This is a genomic window from Thiomicrorhabdus immobilis (assembly GCF_021654855.1).
Lineage (GTDB): Bacteria > Pseudomonadota > Gammaproteobacteria > Thiomicrospirales > Thiomicrospiraceae > Thiomicrorhabdus > Thiomicrorhabdus immobilis.
The window spans coordinates 152,595-168,575 of sequence record NZ_AP024202.1 but is presented as its reverse complement, the minus strand read 5'-3'; the positions used below and the strand labels follow the sequence as shown (position 1 = coordinate 168,575).

Here is a 15,981-nt window from a genome sequence, read left to right as displayed (position 1 = left end):
GGAGATTATCATGAAAGAAGATGACAAAACACTAAGTGCTGTGAATGAATCACCTAACAATGACTTTTGGAAACAGAAACTGACTCCTGAACAATACGAAATATGCCGCTGCGGAGGAACCGAACGCGCTTTTACCGGTAAGTATTGGGATTTGAAAACTCCCGGAATCTATCATTGTGCCTGTTGTGACGCGCCGTTATTCTCGTCTAATGAAAAGTACGATTCCGGTTCTGGATGGCCTAGTTATTGGCAACCCATCAACCAAGAAGCGGTGATCGAAAAAGTAGATACCTCCCATGGCATGACTCGTACAGAGGTGCAATGTGCGGTGTGTCATAGTCACTTAGGGCACGTCTTTACCGATGGTCCAGAACCGACTGGTCTCAGGTTTTGCATCAACTCTGCGAGTTTGAACTTTAAAATCCGCTGAATACACGTCTGTAATCAAGATTGTGGTGTTTTGCAATATTTGCGTAAAGAAAACATGTCTTCTTAAGACAAGAACATTCAAGGCTTTTAAAGCCTTATCAAACACATGCTTCAACCTTTGTAAGATAACGACTTGGAGAGAACCTAACGATGAAATCATGGTCTTTTAGCAAAACAAATCGTGATAGGCGACCATTTAGGGTCGAGCTCAATTTACTGTTGATTCCGGCTTTCATCATTTTATTGATGCTATCAGCGGTTAGCCCTCCAGCTTTTGCCGATAACACCTTAAGGATCAGCGCGAAGCAACTTAAAGAAACCTTAAACCAACCGGGCCTGGTGGTGTTAGATGTGCGTTCAAAGGAGGAATATGCCAAAGAACATATTCCTGGAGCCTTTAATTTTCCGGAGACGCAAAGTTATCACGATAAATCCCTCGATGGCCGCATCGTTCAACCGCAGGCAATGCAAACCTATTTACAAGCCATAGGCATTACCGTCGATACGTCATTAGTCATCTACGACCAAGGCAACTTAACCGATGCCGCCCGGGTTTTTTGGACTTTGGAGGTTTATGGGCTACACGACGTTAAGGTTCTCGATATGGGGCTCAATCATTGGAAAAAACTCAACCTGGCGACCACCTCAATCTTGCCTGAAGCCAAAAGCAGTCATTACATACCGGTCATAAACCATGAGCGTTTAGCCACCAAATTAAGCACCTTGATTGCAACTAAAAACCCCAACCAGCAAGTCATCGATACCCGCTCCCAAGAGGCTTATGAAGGCAAGGTCTCGACAGCCAAACGTTTTGGACACATCATTACCGCCATCAATATTCCCGCTCAAGAGAATTTAACCCAACAGCAAGGCATGACCCGCTTCAAGTCCAAGCAAGAACTAGAATCGCTTTATGGCGGGCTTTCCAAAGACCACAAAATTATTCTATACTGCTCGCTTGGGCATATCTCGGCAACCAACTATCTCACCCTTAGGGAACTTGGCTTTAATGTTGCCAACTATGACGCTTCATGGAATGAATGGGGTAATGATTTTAGTCTACCGATTGAATAAACAGCTGGAGTGTTAGCGGAACATGTGGCGTAAATTAAGCATTCGAATACAGCTTTTCAGCTTGATCGCATTGATGTTGCTCGGCTTCACCATCTCCACACTGTTCTTAGCGTTTATCATGGATCAAAATGAACGTAAGGAACTCGCGATAGGATTATCGGAAACCCTGAACAACGCCATGAGTCATGACATGCTCAAAGCGTTAGTCGATAATCAAACCGATGTTTTATCCGACCTCTCGTTTCGCCTTGCTTCTTTTGATTCTCTCGACCGTTTGGTGCTTTACGATGCGCAAGATCATCCTGTTTATGAATTCAATCCAAAAAACAGCTATGAGTATGACCATTTAATCAATAAATCAACTCTTGAACCGCAATTTGAAGGGGTGGATTTATATGTAAAGCTACCCTTGGTAACGGACGGACACCAATTCGGCAACGTGGCCTATGTGATAGATATGCAGGACTTTGCCACTCAAATTGATGAGCACTTCGCTTATTTGATTATCGCTTTCCCTTTAGAGCTGCTGATTGGTTTCCTGTTCACTCTTAGAGTGAGTCGTATCTACTCTCAGCCGTTTGAAACCTTGGCCCAAGCAATGAAAAACAGCGAGCCGACTAAAGATGACTTTCCGATTTTAAACACTCGTTCAGAAAATGAAATCGGGGCATTATTTAGGGGGTTTAACCAAATGATGTCGCAAATTTCAAAAACCTCCCAGCAGATGCGCTACCAGGCCAACCATGACATGCTCACCGGTGCCTACAACCGTTTTGCCATGGAAGCAAAGCTTAAAACGCTGTTAAAACAGACCGGTAACGATGGCCAAGCGAACCAGACACCGCATGCTCTGCTACACTTGGATTTGGATCAATTCAGGATCATTAATGACACCGCATCTCACGAAGCCGGTGATGAGCTCTTGAAAATGTTGGTGGCGACCTGCATGCTTGAATTGCCCAAAGATGCGATGATGGCGCGAATGGAAAGTGATGATTTTCTAATCTTATTAACAGACCATACCGAAAAACAGGCGACCCTCATTGCCCGCCAAGTTTTAGAGAACCTGAATGACTTCCGTTTTTCCTGGGAGGGACAAGCGTTTTCCGTTTCAGCATCGATTGGTCTGGTGATGTTTCGATCTTTCGCCTACAGTTTACAAGAACTCATCAAAGCCGCCGATAGCGCACTTTATGCCGCCAAAGCGACCGGCCGCAACAAATTACACCTTTACCATCCGGACGACAGTTTGACCGAACGTCTGAATCAAGAAGTCATTACCGCTGGCTATATCAAGGAAGCGTTGAATAAAGGGAGTTCAAGGTTTGAACTTTTCGCACAGTTAATAGAACCCTTGCAATATAAATCGACAAAGGTCAGTTATGAGGTGTTGTTGAGGATGTGGGATTGCGAAGGCAATTTCATCCCGCCGGATAACTTTTTGCCCACCGCAGAACGTTATCAAATGATGGCTGAAATTGACCAATATGTTTTATGGGAGTATCTAACCCTGGTTAGCCGATATCCGGAACACATCGAAAACCTGCATTCGGTCCATATCAACCTGGCAGGCTCATCACTCAACCATCCTGATTTTCAAGCTCAAATCAAAAAAGCGGTGAATACCTTCAACTTCCCTTGGCATAAATTAGAGCTGGAGTTGACCGAAACCTCCGCGGTAGGCAGCTTCAGCCAAGCAAAAGCGTTCATTGAATGGCTCAAACAGGTTGGCATAGGATTGGCTTTGGATGACTTTGGCACTGGTATGTCCTCTTTTGAATACCTGAAAAGCCTACCGTTTGATGTCATTAAAATTGATGGCAGCTTTGTCAAAGACATGCATGATGATCCATCTGATAAAGCCGTGATTCGCTATATCCAAGAGATTAGTGCTCTGCGTAACCAAGAAACCGTAGCAGAATATGTGGAGACGGCGGCCGACGTAGTCGAATTAACACGTATTGGCATTACTTACGGACAAGGTTACTATCTAGGCAAGCCCAAACCCTTAATCGATTGGTTTGAATGAACCATTAAAACCCACTGAACCGAAAATGAATCTATCTTATGTCTGAACTGATTAACCTTCGTCAACAACTTTTGCAAAAACAGCATCGGAAACTGGTGATTTTAAGTGGCGACACTCATTGGCAAATGCAACAACTAAAAGGGCTGTATAAAACCGATGAAAAGATTTTTTGGATTGGTTCAACTTCACTGAACGGCGAATCCGGTTCTGAAGAAAATACGCTGTTGCATAACGCACAGGCACTACTCGATTATGCCGTTGAACCGCTTGAAGCGAAACGCCTTAGTTACCATTTAGGACAAGAAATCAGCGGTGCCATCATCGACGTTAAGCAAGGCTTAAGCGCCGACACTTTGGGCATACTTGCAGGCATGATCACTGCAGGTGGTTTACTGGTGTTGCTTACACCTAAAAAACAGATTTGGCCGTCAATCGTCAACCCCGAAAACAGCCGTTTTTTAAATACCCCGCTGACCATTCAACAAGCCCACAATGGTTTCACCCAACACCTTATTCAAAGCTGGCAGACCGATGACGTTGTCTGGTTGGAACAACACAAAAACACCCCTGCGATACCACCGGCAATAAACGGCGCCGTTATCGATATTGAACTGCCAACTCAAGACCAGACGCAGGCGATTAAAGCCATACATACCGTCGCTTTCGGTCATCGCAAACGCCCATTGGTCATCACTGCCGACCGCGGCCGCGGTAAAAGCAGCGCCTTAGGGATTGCGGCGATAGACTGCCTATTGGATGGTAAAAATCACATTGTGGTCACCGCTAGCCGTTTAGACCAAACACAGGCCGTATTTAAACATGCGCAGTACGCCTTACAAACCTTACAGCAACAAGATGCCACCCTTAACTTAAACATTATCGCCAATAAACCAGGCCTGGTTGAATTTGAATACAACCAGCAAAACAAATGCATTGAATTCATTGCCCCGGATGCTCTCATCTTAAGCCCGACTACCGCGGATTTACTGCTGGTTGATGAGGCCGCACACCTCCCTACGCCGCTATTAACCGAGTTGTTGATGCGCCATCATCGTTTGGTATTCGCAACCACGCTGCATGGCTATGAAGGGTCAGGCAGAGGGTTTGAGTTGCGTTTCAAAAAACAGTTGGAACAGCATACCCCCGACTGGAAAACGAGCCAACTCAACCAACCGATTCGCTGGGCAGAAAACGACCCTTTAGAAAAATCGATCAACCAAGCTCTGTTATTGAATAGCGGATTATCTGAAAGCCAAACCTCTCCCCAGCCAGGACGACTGCCAGAAATAAAATATCAACAACTAACGGCCAAACAACTGCTTAGCCAATCCGGACTATTGGAATCTTTATTTGGCTTACTGGTACAAGCCCACTACCAAACCAGCCCCAATGATTTGCAACAACTGCTGAATGCACCCAATATTCATATTTTGGTGGCGAGCTTCAAACAAAACGGTCAAACCCAGATCATCGGTGCCCTACTGTGTGTTGAAGAAGGCAAACTAGGCCCGAGCACCAAACGTGCACACGGACATTTGGTGCCGCAGCTGCTCACCAAAAACTACGCTCAAGATAACTTTTTGATGCTCTCCACCTGGCGTATTATGCGCATTGCCGTGCACCCCGAATATCAACGCAATGGCATTGGTTTACAGCTGACTAAAGAGATTGAAACCTTAGCCACCAACGCACGTGTGGATTATCTCAGCAGTAGTTTTGGCGCGAGTGATGAATTGCTACCGTTTTGGTTCAAGCAAAATTTTTGGCCACTGCATGTGGGGGTTAAGCGAGACAAGGCGAGTGGTAGCCACAACATTGTGGTCACTAAACCGCTTAGCGCCATGGCTAGACAAGCATTAGCGCTGATTCAGGAACGTTTTCAACAACAGTTCCCGCATCTTTTATTGGAATCGCTACCCAATTTATCCGCCATCCAGATTTGGCAAATCATTCAAACCTTTCGCTTTAAGCAACGCAACCATAAACTCGATAGGGTCTTACAGAACTACCTCAACAACAAACGACCTTACGAGGCGATTAGTAGCCGAATTTGGGAATGGAGTATCCAGTCTGCACCGGTTATCCGTCAGAGCTCGATTGTTGAACAAACAATCTGGTGTGACAAGATTCTTAAAAAAATGTCATGGCAAGAGGTCGCCCACCAGCACCACCTAGCTGGTCGTAAAGGGGTGGAGGAAGCGCTCAAAAAGATAATAAGCGATTGGAATAACCTTAACAGCCTAACCCACAAACTGGAGGCGATAAACAAAAGCCCAGCCAGTGGCGTACATAGATATTGAAGATAAAAAAATCGCTGACAAAGCTTTTGTCAGCGGTTTTTCAGTGCAAATTTAACGCGGTTTGTGAAAGCGACCAGGCCTGGTCGCTTTTTGGTTTACAACAGGCAAAAACGCCCATTAAGAATCAAATACCACGGTTTTATTGCCGTGAATCAACACCCTATCCTCTAGGTGATAACGTAAACCACGTGCCAGCACGGTTTTTTCCACATCACGCCCTAGTCGCTTTAAATCTTCAATGGTTTTGGAGTGGTTCACACGAATCACATCCTGTTCGATAATCGGCCCTTCATCCAAGTCTTCGGTGACATAGTGACAGGTTGCACCAATCAACTTAACACCACGTTCACTCGCTTGATGATAAGGTTTTGCCCCGACAAAAGAGGGTAAGAAGCTGTGATGGATATTGATCACTTGGCTGGCATAATCACGACACATCTGTGGTGGCAGAATTTGCATATAACGGGCCAACACAATCACGTCCGCATCGTACTGGGCAACAATCGCCTCGGTCTCGGCAAACGCTTGCGGCTTGGTATCCGGAGTTACAGGCACATGATGGAACGGCACTTTATACCACTCCACCATAGAGCGTAAATCATCGTGATTGGCAATCACACAAACCACCTCGCCCGGCAACTCATTCTCATGCCAACGGTGCAGTAAATCCGCCAAACAGTGCGACTCTTTAGAGGCAAATAATGCGATTTTTTTCGGTTTTTCGGAATCCGAAATATACCACTCCATATCAAATGCATCGGCGACTTGCTGAAAGCCTTTTTCAAAGTCATGTAAACTCATGTTTAAAGAGCTTGCCAAAATCTCATGGCGCATAAAAAACCAGCCATTATTGGCATCGGTATGATGATTCGCTTCGACAATCGAGCCGCCTTGCCCAGCAATATATTCCGCAACCTTGGCAACAATCCCAACCTGGTCAGGACAAGAAATCACTAATCGATAAACATGGCTCATAAAGCTACTCTCTTTAAAAATTTAAGATGGATATAATAATGTCGATAACAAGATTGATAATCTAACACAACAAACGGTGCTTTATAAGTCATTTAGTTGCAATACATAGCTGTTTTTACCCCCTTAGTGATTGAGGTATAAAGCGTTTTTGCAGCAGCTTGGCAGCACCGACATTATCTTGGCGCAATTTAGCGCGATTCGCTCTCTATCCTCACTCTAAAAATATGCTTTTCTTGCACAACCATGCCGATTGAGATGTATATGCTCAAGCAAGTGTTCGTTTTATAAAAAACCATTATCAACCAGGCTTTTACAGACACTACAAGCTAAATTTTCGCTATAATTTATAACCATCTAACAGACACATAAAACCCCATTTGGAAATCTCAGTGAAAATCGTATCTTTCAATACCAATAGCGTTCGTTTACGTTTACATCAACTTCAAGCCTTAACCGACCAAATTGCACCTGATATTATCGGCCTTCAAGAAACCAAAGTACAAGACCATGAGTTTCCAATCGATGAGATTCATGCAATGGGATACAACGCGATTTATATGGGGCAAAAAACACACTACGGTGTGGCATTGCTGTATCGCAATGGGATTGAGCTGATTGATTCACAGAAAGGTTGGAAGAGCGATACCGAAGATGCCCAAAAACGCATGATCATTGGAGATTTTGCTTTTGAAAATAGTGAAGTCGTTAGAGTGATCAATGGCTATTTCCCTCAGGGTGAAAACCGCGAACATCCGGTTAAATTCCCTGCTAAAGAGAAGTTTTATCAAGATTTAATGGACTATTTGAATAGCGATTGCGACCCCAAGCAACAACTTGCCGTGATTGGTGATTTTAATATCTCTCCAACCGATTTGGATATCGGGATTGGTGAACCTAATCGCAAACGCTGGTTGCGTGATGGAAAAACCAGCTTTTTGCCAGAAGAGAGAGAGTGGTGGCAACGCCTTTTGGACTGGGGGTTGATTGACACCTTCAGAACCATTCATCCAGAAACCAATGATGTCTTTAGCTGGTTTGATTACCGCTCCAAAGGATTCGACCGTGAACCGCGACGAGGTCTGCGTATCGATACCGTGTTAGCGACAGCCACACTCAATGAAAAAGCCACTAAAAGTGAAGTCAGTTATAACGTAAGAGGTATGGAAAAGCCCTCTGACCATGCTCCTGTTTGGACCGAATTTAAATTTTAAGGAAACTTAATGTCAACCACTGACACACAAACCCATGTAATGAAAGTGATTCACGTTCATACACTTGCGCCACAAATCATTCAATTGCTATTAAAGCCTGAACACCCAATCTCCTATACCTCAGGCGATTATATTATGTTAGGTTTTGAAACCGATGAACTCAAACCTTTCTCAATCGCCAACGCACCTAGGGAAGATGGCTTGATTGAATGTCATATTCGTAAGCAGCCGAATAACGAATGGATGGAAAAGCTATTTGCTGTTCAAGCTGGCGATAACTTGGTCATGCAAGGCCCCAAACCTCAAATGGCATTAATGCCGGCACATGAAGCAATTATCTTTGTTGCCGGGGGTACGGGTTTTGCCCCGTTACGCGCACTTTTGATTGAATCTTTGCGTCAAAATATCCAGGTGCCCATCACGTTTTACTGGGGGGTTCGCACTGCTGATGACCTATACATGCATGATTGGCTTATTGACTTAATGCAAAAAGAACCTCATATTAATTATGTTCCGGTTGTCTCAGATGAGATTCAAGATTGGAAAGGTGAAACCGGGCTAGTACATGAAACCGTATTGAAACACCATGCAAGTTTGGCTCATGCCTCTGTTTACATGTGCGGGCCATGGGCGATGATACAAACGGCAAAACAGGCTTTCATTGATGCGGGATTATCCCAAGAGAAGTTAGTACACTAAATGGTAAGTTAGTAAGGATAAAGTTAAAAACAGCCTGTTTTAAAGGCAATCATGAACAAGTTAATACCCTTATTAATTTATTGATGTCTAATAGATTAAAATACTCATTTTGCTGAACTATAATGCAGAAGTGAACAACTTAAAAGACGATCATGGCAAAAATTAACTTTAAACAATACACATTCAAATCGGTACTTCTGAATCAGCTGTTTATTGCAATTGCAGTAGCCTTTGCAATTAGCTTGCCTTTGACAGGTATTCCAGCTTTTTTTGCGCTTAATCATGCGATTAACTCCGATATCGAAAACTTAGAAACACAAAGTTATGAGGCTGTTAATGAGCACCTGAATACCGGTTGGCAACCTTATAATATCGATAAGGTTTACCAGCGTATTCGTGAGAAAATGCCAAATGCTGCACTCTTCTTGCAAAAAGCGCCGCAGTTTTTAAACCCAGAAGAGGACGATGTTGTCGACCCGTCAACACCGACTACAGCTACCTTCAAACGCTTGATTGAAGAAGTGCAACGCAATGAACGTCTAATCATTGAGACCAATGTATTAAACAGCACGATCAATGCAGCCATTCCTATCAAATTCCAAAATCAATGTTTAGTCTGCCACTCGCAAGAAGTGAAAACAGGTGAAATCTACACAGGTGCACTTGCCGGAACAATGGTACTTCAAGTTCCAATGTCCATTAACCAGCTCTCGGCTACCTCAATCATCACCTTTTTCATCGTCTTCCTGACTATTTTCATTGTTGTTGCAACCGTCATCACCAACAGACTGGTCCAAACCAACCTGCTTGTACCACTGGATGGTTTAAATGAGCGTGTTAAACGCTTAAGACTAAGTAGTCATGAACAGCAAATCGATTGGGAGCGCACCCCACAAAAGATGATAGAAATCGATCAAATCGATGAAAGCATTTCGGCCCACATACACACGATCAAGGGAATCTACGACAAACTGGATGCCCTGGTTGTTACTGAACACCAAACTGGGCTTTTCCATAAAGAACGATTTAACGAAGTCATGAAATATGAATTGTTCCGTAGCCACCGTTACCAACATTCGTTCTCTCTACTGTTGATCAAACTGGTCAATGTCAAAGTGTTGAATGCAACGGCTAAAAACATTGAAATGGAAGCTCCTGGTTCAAAATACCTGGTATTTGGGGAAATTCTGCACAATGACACCCGCGAAACCGATATGGCGTTCAGGCTAGAAGAACACATTTTTGCCGTCGTTGCGCCGGAAACCGATGAAGCCGGAGCGGAAGTAGTGAAAAAAGACATCTACCACCGTTTGATACACAGTGAAATCCCTAGCAACATTCAGAGCTCGATTGCACGTCCCGAATATGAATTCACCATTCAAGTGGGTTCTTCAACTTATACAGGTGACCATGCAACAGCAAAAGACTTACTGAAATCCGCACTGGTATCGATGCGTGAATCCAAAGAGTTGACCGGACGTTATCCTCCAGCTGAAAACAAATAAAAATTCAGTTCACGAAGTGTAATCTACCCATAAAAACCAACCCCTTACGGTTGGTTTTTTTACATTTCAATTCTGCTCTATCTCAATAACCACAAACCTAGCTAGCGAGTACAGCAAGCGCCTTTCCTTTCGCACGTAAACATTCAAACATCAAACCCCATTCACTTTGGTAAAAAAACTACACATACAACCGCATCAATCATACCGATAACAAGAAATGCCGGGATGTTCATAAACCTTGCAAAACCAGGAAAAACCTAAAAAAAACCCACCAGGCCTGGTGGGTTTTTGAAATGGATTATAGATAGAGGGCAATTACTTCTTTTCTAATTGCATTATCGCTTCTTTGTAGGTCAATGCCGCTTGGTTTTCCTTACCTTCAGCTTCATAACACTGAGCCAAAGCATGGAAGGTTTCAACTTCGGCCCTGATTTGTAGACTCTGTTTTAAATAGTTCTGTCCAAGGGTCCATAATTGGCTCTGACAGGCTAATCTACCTAAAGTGAGCAGCAGCACCGGATTATCGTCCCCTTGGATACTACGCCATTTTTCCGCTGTTTTTAAACGCTCGAAAGCCGGCCCCAATGTCAATCGACCATATTGATAAACCAAGCGGTCGTCCCACTGTTTTTTTATGGCCTTTTCCAATAAAGATTCCAAGGTGACTTCTTCATTCCAACCCATTCTTTGTTCAACATATTCTGCCAATATTTCAGGCACCATCTGTTGCTTCTTAGAGAGTGACTGCCAAATCTGTGCTAAAGCTTCTTCATCGACCGCGGAGGCCAGCTTCCCGGACCAAAATTGCTGTTCCAATAGCGCATATTGGGTGCTGTCCAAAGCGCGTGTTTTCTTAATTTCCGGAAGCAATTCGGCCAAGGTCTCCCAATAGCCCTGCTGTTTCAAACCCAGTGCATATTCAGCCAAAATAGTCGGATTTTTAGGCTGTTGTTCATGCAGGGCTTGCAAAATAGCTAACGCGGTATCGGGCTTATCTTCCGCAAGTAATCGTGCTTCAACCAACCCTATAGTGACATATTCATCTGGATAGACACCTCTAGCTTGTTCAAGGTATTGGTTGCGACGATGATAGGCTTTTTGATTGTGCGCCATTTTTGCGGCACTCAGATAATGCACCAGACCCGCTTCGCTATTTTTGGCACTCTTAATCAGTTCTTTCTCAGCTCTATGCCAATCACCGTATTCAAGCGCAATCATCCCTTTTGCCATAGCGGTTTCCGCTTTACTGTACTGACGTAATCGACGCTGTTTTCGCCAAAACAGAGGAATATGCCAAATATTCAACAACAAACGAATTGACGCATAAACCACTATAAAACCAATGATGGCGGCGGAGATCAAAAAGCTCACACTAGTCTGTACAACCCAGTCACCCCAAACCATAGAGACTTGACCGTTATCGTACAACAGCATCGTCGTTAAAGAAGTCGCTGCAAAAAAGACAATCGCAAGTATAAAAATTAAACGCATGATAAGGTTAACTCTTCGATATCAAACAAAACCATAATCACTCACTAACCGCCTGATCCAATGTCACAATGGATAACGTTTGTTTATCCGTAAACTGCACGTTTTCAAAAGGGGTTAATAAAAGATTGAATTCGGAGAAGGATTTCGCATAATGCCGTTTTATGAAAGCCTTAATATCGTCACTGGCTTTGTTTACCATTTGTGAAGAGTGGGTCTGCATACCCCAATCCAAACGGTCAATCAACAACCCAAGCCTTTGCAAGAGCACATCATTCATCAACAAACCATCCACCTCGGCCAAGGCTCCCTCTTCAGGACGTTTTTTGACCGTAATCATCTGGCTAAACTTATTCAACAGATTGTCAAAACCATGGCCGCTATCCGAACTCTCGGCATCTTGTGGTTTAGTGGTATCCGCTGACGTAAATAAATTATCCGCGCTCAAATTATTCACGGCTTTTTTAAGCTTATCCGTAGTTGGCAAAGGATAACTCAAAGCGTCTCCCTGCACTTGGTTTAAATACCCTAAATCCTGACCAATCAAGCGTGCCAACTGGGTGGTGTGTGCAAAATCGCTCAAACTGGCCGCCTGCTCTAGAGCCAACAACTGTTGTTGCGTTTCCTCGACACGACCGTTCAGAATCCATTGGGTGTTGATTTCAACAATCCACTGCTGAATTTGCAGACTGTCCAGTGGCATATCCAACTTCAGGACGGGAGGTTGTTTGGTTAACACTTGCTGCTCTTTTTTAAACTGGAATAACTCACCAAGTTTTTCGCTAAAGCCGTCGATTTGGGCTTGTAGAGTCTGCTCGACCTCTTTCAACGCCTTTAACTGCTCATCACTCGGCTGCAACTCTTGCTGTGCCTTTTTAGCCAGTTGCTCAAGTTGTGCAAGAGCTTGCTCTACCTGGACTTCACCTTGACCACCTAAACTGGCAAGTTTTTCTTGGATTTTTTCCAGCTGTTGATTGGTTTGTTCTTTGATTTGAGACAAATCGGCTTGGGTGATTAGCACTTGGTTTTCGGGATTATCAAGCGCTTTTTGCAATTGACTATCAACCCGGGCGATTAAAGCTTTTTGCTGTTCTTGCATGCGAACTTCTAGCGCGCTATTTTCTTGGCGCAATTCCGCTATCTGACTCTGTAAGTCGTTAATACGCTGAATCTCCCAATCCAAATTAGGGCGGGTAATATAAAGTGTGGCGACAATCGCAAGCAAGAGCACTAAAGAGAATAGATAAGACTTATATTTACGGATAAAGCCTGGCGAATGCGGTTTGTTTTCTGCCTTCAGATCAATCCCTTCGGAAATCGATGCCCGAGGATCCACATCTTCACCCAGGTCATTGATATCTTCACTCGAGAGGTTTACATCACCCAATGATTGCTCAGCCTTTTGCTCTGAATAAGCCTTGCCGCGTTCGATTTTTTCATCAATGCTCGCCAAGCTATCTGGAATGATCTCGCCATCAACAATGCGATGTTCCGCATTCGGTTTTATACGTTTAGACATTTTTCCACCTAATTTAAAACACTCTGTAGAGCTTTAACAATCCCTTCATTGCTTTGGGTTTCCACTACGGCAATAGGGCGTTTAAAACCTTCGTTTTGCATAGCACTCGCAATGCGTTGACTCATTACAACTGCACTCGTAATTTTTGACCAAAACTCCGCCTGCATAATTTCTTTTTGCTTACACTCGTTTTGATTTTTATCGCTTTGATCCAAATCAGTATACTCAGAACCACTATACCTCATAATGGCCGCCAACAGCTTATGCCAACTGTCTAAACTACTGATTAGCAAAACAGGCTGTTTGGCATTTAAAAACCGTTGCCAGGCAACATCACAAAACGTTACAGCTTGGCGCTGATAAACCTCAAAGGAGGTGACCTTCGCACCACGTTGTAAAAGTGTATCCTCAATCAAGGTGCGCCCTTCCACCCCTTTCATCAAGGCGATAGATTCACCAGCAACCGCCAACATTTCTTCATGCGCTAAAAAATGTTCGCTATCAAACTGCTTTAAAGACAGGCTTCGAATCTTCAAGCCTGCTTCTTGACCTTTAGCTTGTGTCGCTTTGCCAATGGCATAATAATCTGAATGGGCAAATAACGCTTTATCCGCCGGGCGGATTTTTTCTTGAAAACGTCGCCAACCTTCAACCGCATTGCTACTGGTAAAAATGACCTTATCAAATGATTGGCAATTGGCGAGCTTGCCCTCGGACAACGCCATCCACTCGATATCCATCAATGGGCAAGCAATGACCTGCCCACCTTGCGATTCAACCAAATCCGTTAATACCTTTGCCTGATGAGCAGGCCGAGTATTCAACAGAGTTAACCCGAATAAGCTGTTCATCCTTCGCTAACCGACAAACGTTTTCTTAACCTTTATTATGGGCATCATTGGCATAGACTTCATCTAAAATGGCTTTAGCCCCCTGCGCCAACAGTTTTTTGGCTAAGTCCACACCCAATTCCTGAGCCTGTTCGGCCTTACCTTCGATGCTTGCGGTTAGGATTTCAGAGCCGTCTAAAGTCCCAACTAAGCCGCGCATTTTCAAATCATCGCCATCTAACTCTGCAAACACCCCAATAGGAACCTGGCAACCACCTTCTAAATGATGGTTCATGGCGCGCTCGGCAGTGGTACGAATTTCGGTTTCTTTATGGTTCAGAACCTGAATAATCTCTAAAGTTTCCGTGTCCTTAGCAAAATATTCAATACCGATTGTTCCCTGGGTCACCGCTGGCAAACACACTTCCGGCGACAGTTCATGACGAATCCTTTCGTCCAAACCTAAACGCTGCAAACCTGCGGTTGCCAAGATAATCGCATCATATTCACCCGCATCCAACTTTCCTAAACGGGTTCCCACATTACCACGTAAATCACGCACATCCAGGTCAGGTCTAATCGCCATCAACTGCGCTTTACGACGCAAGCTGGATGTCCCTAAAATCGCCCCTTGCGGCAAAGCATCAAAGGTGTCGTATTGGTTTGAAACAAACGCATCCGTGGGGGCATGACGTTCTAAAATCGCACCCAAAGCAAACCCTTCCGGCAATTCCATCGGCACATCTTTCATTGAATGCACCGCAATATCCGCGTCGCCATCCATCATGCGGTCTTCAAGCTCTTTGGTGAAGAGTCCTTTTCCACCAATTTTAGCTAATGGCACATCAAGAATCTTGTCCCCTTTGGTCGACATGGGCAGCAAAATAACTTCTAAGCCAGGGTGGGCTTTTTCCAACTCTGCTTTAACAAATTCAGTTTGCCACATGGCTAATGGGCTTTTACGGGTGGCGATTCTTAAGGTTTTTTTCATGCTGTTTTCCAATTCTCCGCGCTGAACAAGCCAAATCAACTTGATTAAAACCAAGCTGTTTGAATTTTATGATTTAAGCTTTTATGCGGTTTACGATAATTCTTTTAAGATTGATTGATTAATTCAACCATTTTACTGAAAATCCTCTTAAAGTTTTCGTTAAAATAAGAGCTTAAGTGAATGCTTTAAGCTAATTTGGAATGAATTGAACGCGTTTGGTGGGATTTTTATTCGACCCAAAACCAGAGAATAAAACAGAACGCTACACATCACATTCAGAACAAGGTTTGTTTACTAACGTTTAACACTTTTGATTACAGTAGGAGCTTGCAATGTCAAAGAGAGTCTTTGTCTATCTGTTTATGCTCACCACTTTCTGTATAACCCCTTCTTTATCAAATGCCGAAGCATCTTTTAAGGAGTTGGACGATTTACAATCATTAGCCGAAAAGTCGAAACAGCAAGCACTCCCCATCATGTTAATGTTTGGGGCTGAATGGTGTGAATATTGCCAAGTATTAAAAGAACAGGTCTTCAATCCTATGGCATTAAGTGGGCTATATGAAGAATCCGTCGTGTTGATGCGTCATGTAGGCATCGATGAAGATCAGCCCTTGATTGATTGGCATGGCAGCCCCGTTAAAAAAGACAAATGGGCTTACCAATTGAATGCGGACTTAACTCCTACTGTGCTTTTCCTTGATGGCTTTGGCAGAGAAGTGGCTCCACGAATCATTGGTATTTCCGAAATCACCATGTATGCAGGGATCATTCACCAAAATTTGAATATCGCCTATAAAAACATGGGGCTAAACAAACAGATTCCGCTGACACCAGAACAGTTAGAGATTCAATGGCAACAACATCGATAAAACGACAGCATGAATACTGGCGGTTAAGCTAATCAATCCGGCATGCCCAATACGAATTA

The 15,981-nt window shown here is 43.8% G+C and carries 13 protein-coding genes; 8 read left to right on the top strand and 5 right to left on the bottom strand.

Annotated elements, in window-relative coordinates:
* Positions 1-10 precede the first annotated feature (10 nt).
* The 4 genes from msrB (at position 11) to L6421_RS00620 (ending at position 5,832) form a co-directional block, all read left to right on the top strand.
* The gene (msrB, locus tag L6421_RS00635; RefSeq protein WP_237262043.1) at positions 11-430 is read left to right on the top strand and encodes a peptide-methionine (R)-S-oxide reductase MsrB; all 420 of its coding nucleotides are present in this window, start codon (positions 11-13) and stop codon (positions 428-430) included.
* Positions 431-579: 149 nt separating this feature from the next.
* The gene (locus L6421_RS00630) at positions 580-1,503 is read left to right on the top strand and encodes a sulfurtransferase (RefSeq protein ID WP_237262042.1); all 924 of its coding nucleotides are present in this window, start codon (positions 580-582) and stop codon (positions 1,501-1,503) included.
* 22 nt (positions 1,504-1,525) lie between these two features.
* Entirely contained in the window at positions 1,526-3,532 is a 2,007-nt protein-coding gene (locus tag L6421_RS00625; protein ID WP_237262041.1) for an EAL domain-containing protein, read from the top strand.
* Between the two features lie 38 nt (positions 3,533-3,570).
* Entirely contained in the window at positions 3,571-5,832 is a 2,262-nt protein-coding gene (locus L6421_RS00620) for a tRNA(Met) cytidine acetyltransferase TmcA (RefSeq protein ID WP_237262040.1), read from the top strand.
* 117 nt (positions 5,833-5,949) lie between these two features.
* Here L6421_RS00620 and purU read toward each other — a convergent pair whose 3' ends face one another.
* The gene (gene purU / locus L6421_RS00615) at positions 5,950-6,807 is read right to left on the bottom strand and encodes a formyltetrahydrofolate deformylase (protein ID WP_237262039.1); all 858 of its coding nucleotides are present in this window, start codon (positions 6,805-6,807) and stop codon (positions 5,950-5,952) included.
* A 389-nt stretch (positions 6,808-7,196) separates the two neighbouring features.
* On the opposite strand from purU, the gene xthA reads away from it, so the two are divergent.
* The 3 genes from xthA to L6421_RS00600 all read left to right on the top strand — a co-directional run bounded on the left by xthA (position 7,197) and on the right by L6421_RS00600 (position 10,222).
* A complete protein-coding gene (gene xthA, locus L6421_RS00610; RefSeq protein WP_237262038.1) occupies positions 7,197-8,018 on the top strand; it encodes an exodeoxyribonuclease III in 822 nt (273 codons plus the stop codon).
* A 9-nt stretch (positions 8,019-8,027) separates the two neighbouring features.
* The gene (locus tag L6421_RS00605; protein ID WP_237262037.1) at positions 8,028-8,717 is read left to right on the top strand and encodes an FAD-binding oxidoreductase; all 690 of its coding nucleotides are present in this window, start codon (positions 8,028-8,030) and stop codon (positions 8,715-8,717) included.
* Between the two features lie 152 nt (positions 8,718-8,869).
* The gene (locus L6421_RS00600) at positions 8,870-10,222 is read left to right on the top strand and encodes a GGDEF domain-containing protein (protein WP_237262036.1); all 1,353 of its coding nucleotides are present in this window, start codon (positions 8,870-8,872) and stop codon (positions 10,220-10,222) included.
* A 315-nt stretch (positions 10,223-10,537) separates the two neighbouring features.
* Here L6421_RS00600 and L6421_RS00595 read toward each other — a convergent pair whose 3' ends face one another.
* From L6421_RS00595 to hemC, 4 genes are read right to left on the bottom strand one after another with little or no spacing between them, the layout of a single operon-like run.
* Positions 10,538-11,713 (bottom strand): heme biosynthesis HemY N-terminal domain-containing protein, encoded by a 1,176-nt coding sequence (locus tag L6421_RS00595; RefSeq protein ID WP_237262035.1) that lies wholly within the window; start codon positions 11,711-11,713, stop codon positions 10,538-10,540.
* A gap of 37 nt (positions 11,714-11,750) precedes the next feature.
* Positions 11,751-13,229: a hypothetical protein gene (locus tag L6421_RS00590; RefSeq protein WP_237262034.1), complete on the bottom strand. Its 1,479-nt coding sequence runs from the start codon at positions 13,227-13,229 to the stop codon at positions 11,751-11,753.
* Between the two features lie 8 nt (positions 13,230-13,237).
* A complete protein-coding gene (locus tag L6421_RS00585; RefSeq protein WP_237262033.1) occupies positions 13,238-14,080 on the bottom strand; it encodes a uroporphyrinogen-III synthase in 843 nt (280 codons plus the stop codon).
* Positions 14,081-14,105: 25 nt separating this feature from the next.
* The gene (gene hemC / locus L6421_RS00580; protein ID WP_237262032.1) at positions 14,106-15,050 is read right to left on the bottom strand and encodes a hydroxymethylbilane synthase; all 945 of its coding nucleotides are present in this window, start codon (positions 15,048-15,050) and stop codon (positions 14,106-14,108) included.
* Positions 15,051-15,382: 332 nt separating this feature from the next.
* On the opposite strand from hemC, the gene L6421_RS00575 reads away from it, so the two are divergent.
* Positions 15,383-15,922, top strand: coding sequence for a thioredoxin family protein (locus tag L6421_RS00575; protein WP_237262031.1), 540 nt, complete (start codon positions 15,383-15,385; stop codon positions 15,920-15,922).
* Positions 15,923-15,981 lie beyond the last annotated feature (59 nt).

What these genes read in the sequence shown, in the direction of transcription:
- msrB (WP_237262043.1), top strand. Translation starts at nt 11, where the DNA reads ATGAAAGAAGATGACAAAACACTAAGTGCTGTGAATGAATCACCTAAC.
- L6421_RS00630 (WP_237262042.1), top strand. Translation starts at nt 580, where the DNA reads ATGAAATCATGGTCTTTTAGCAAAACAAATCGTGATAGGCGACCATTT.
- L6421_RS00625 (WP_237262041.1), top strand. Translation starts at nt 1,526, where the DNA reads ATGTGGCGTAAATTAAGCATTCGAATACAGCTTTTCAGCTTGATCGCA.
- L6421_RS00620 (WP_237262040.1), top strand. Translation starts at nt 3,571, where the DNA reads ATGTCTGAACTGATTAACCTTCGTCAACAACTTTTGCAAAAACAGCAT.
- purU (WP_237262039.1), bottom strand. Translation starts at nt 6,807, where the DNA reads ATGAGCCATGTTTATCGATTAGTGATTTCTTGTCCTGACCAGGTTGGG.
- L6421_RS00605 (WP_237262037.1), top strand. Translation starts at nt 8,028, where the DNA reads ATGTCAACCACTGACACACAAACCCATGTAATGAAAGTGATTCACGTT.
- L6421_RS00600 (WP_237262036.1), top strand. Translation starts at nt 8,870, where the DNA reads ATGGCAAAAATTAACTTTAAACAATACACATTCAAATCGGTACTTCTG.
- L6421_RS00595 (WP_237262035.1), bottom strand. Translation starts at nt 11,713, where the DNA reads ATGCGTTTAATTTTTATACTTGCGATTGTCTTTTTTGCAGCGACTTCT.
- L6421_RS00590 (WP_237262034.1), bottom strand. Translation starts at nt 13,229, where the DNA reads ATGTCTAAACGTATAAAACCGAATGCGGAACATCGCATTGTTGATGGC.
- L6421_RS00585 (WP_237262033.1), bottom strand. Translation starts at nt 14,080, where the DNA reads ATGAACAGCTTATTCGGGTTAACTCTGTTGAATACTCGGCCTGCTCAT.
- hemC (WP_237262032.1), bottom strand. Translation starts at nt 15,050, where the DNA reads ATGAAAAAAACCTTAAGAATCGCCACCCGTAAAAGCCCATTAGCCATG.
- L6421_RS00575 (WP_237262031.1), top strand. Translation starts at nt 15,383, where the DNA reads ATGTCAAAGAGAGTCTTTGTCTATCTGTTTATGCTCACCACTTTCTGT.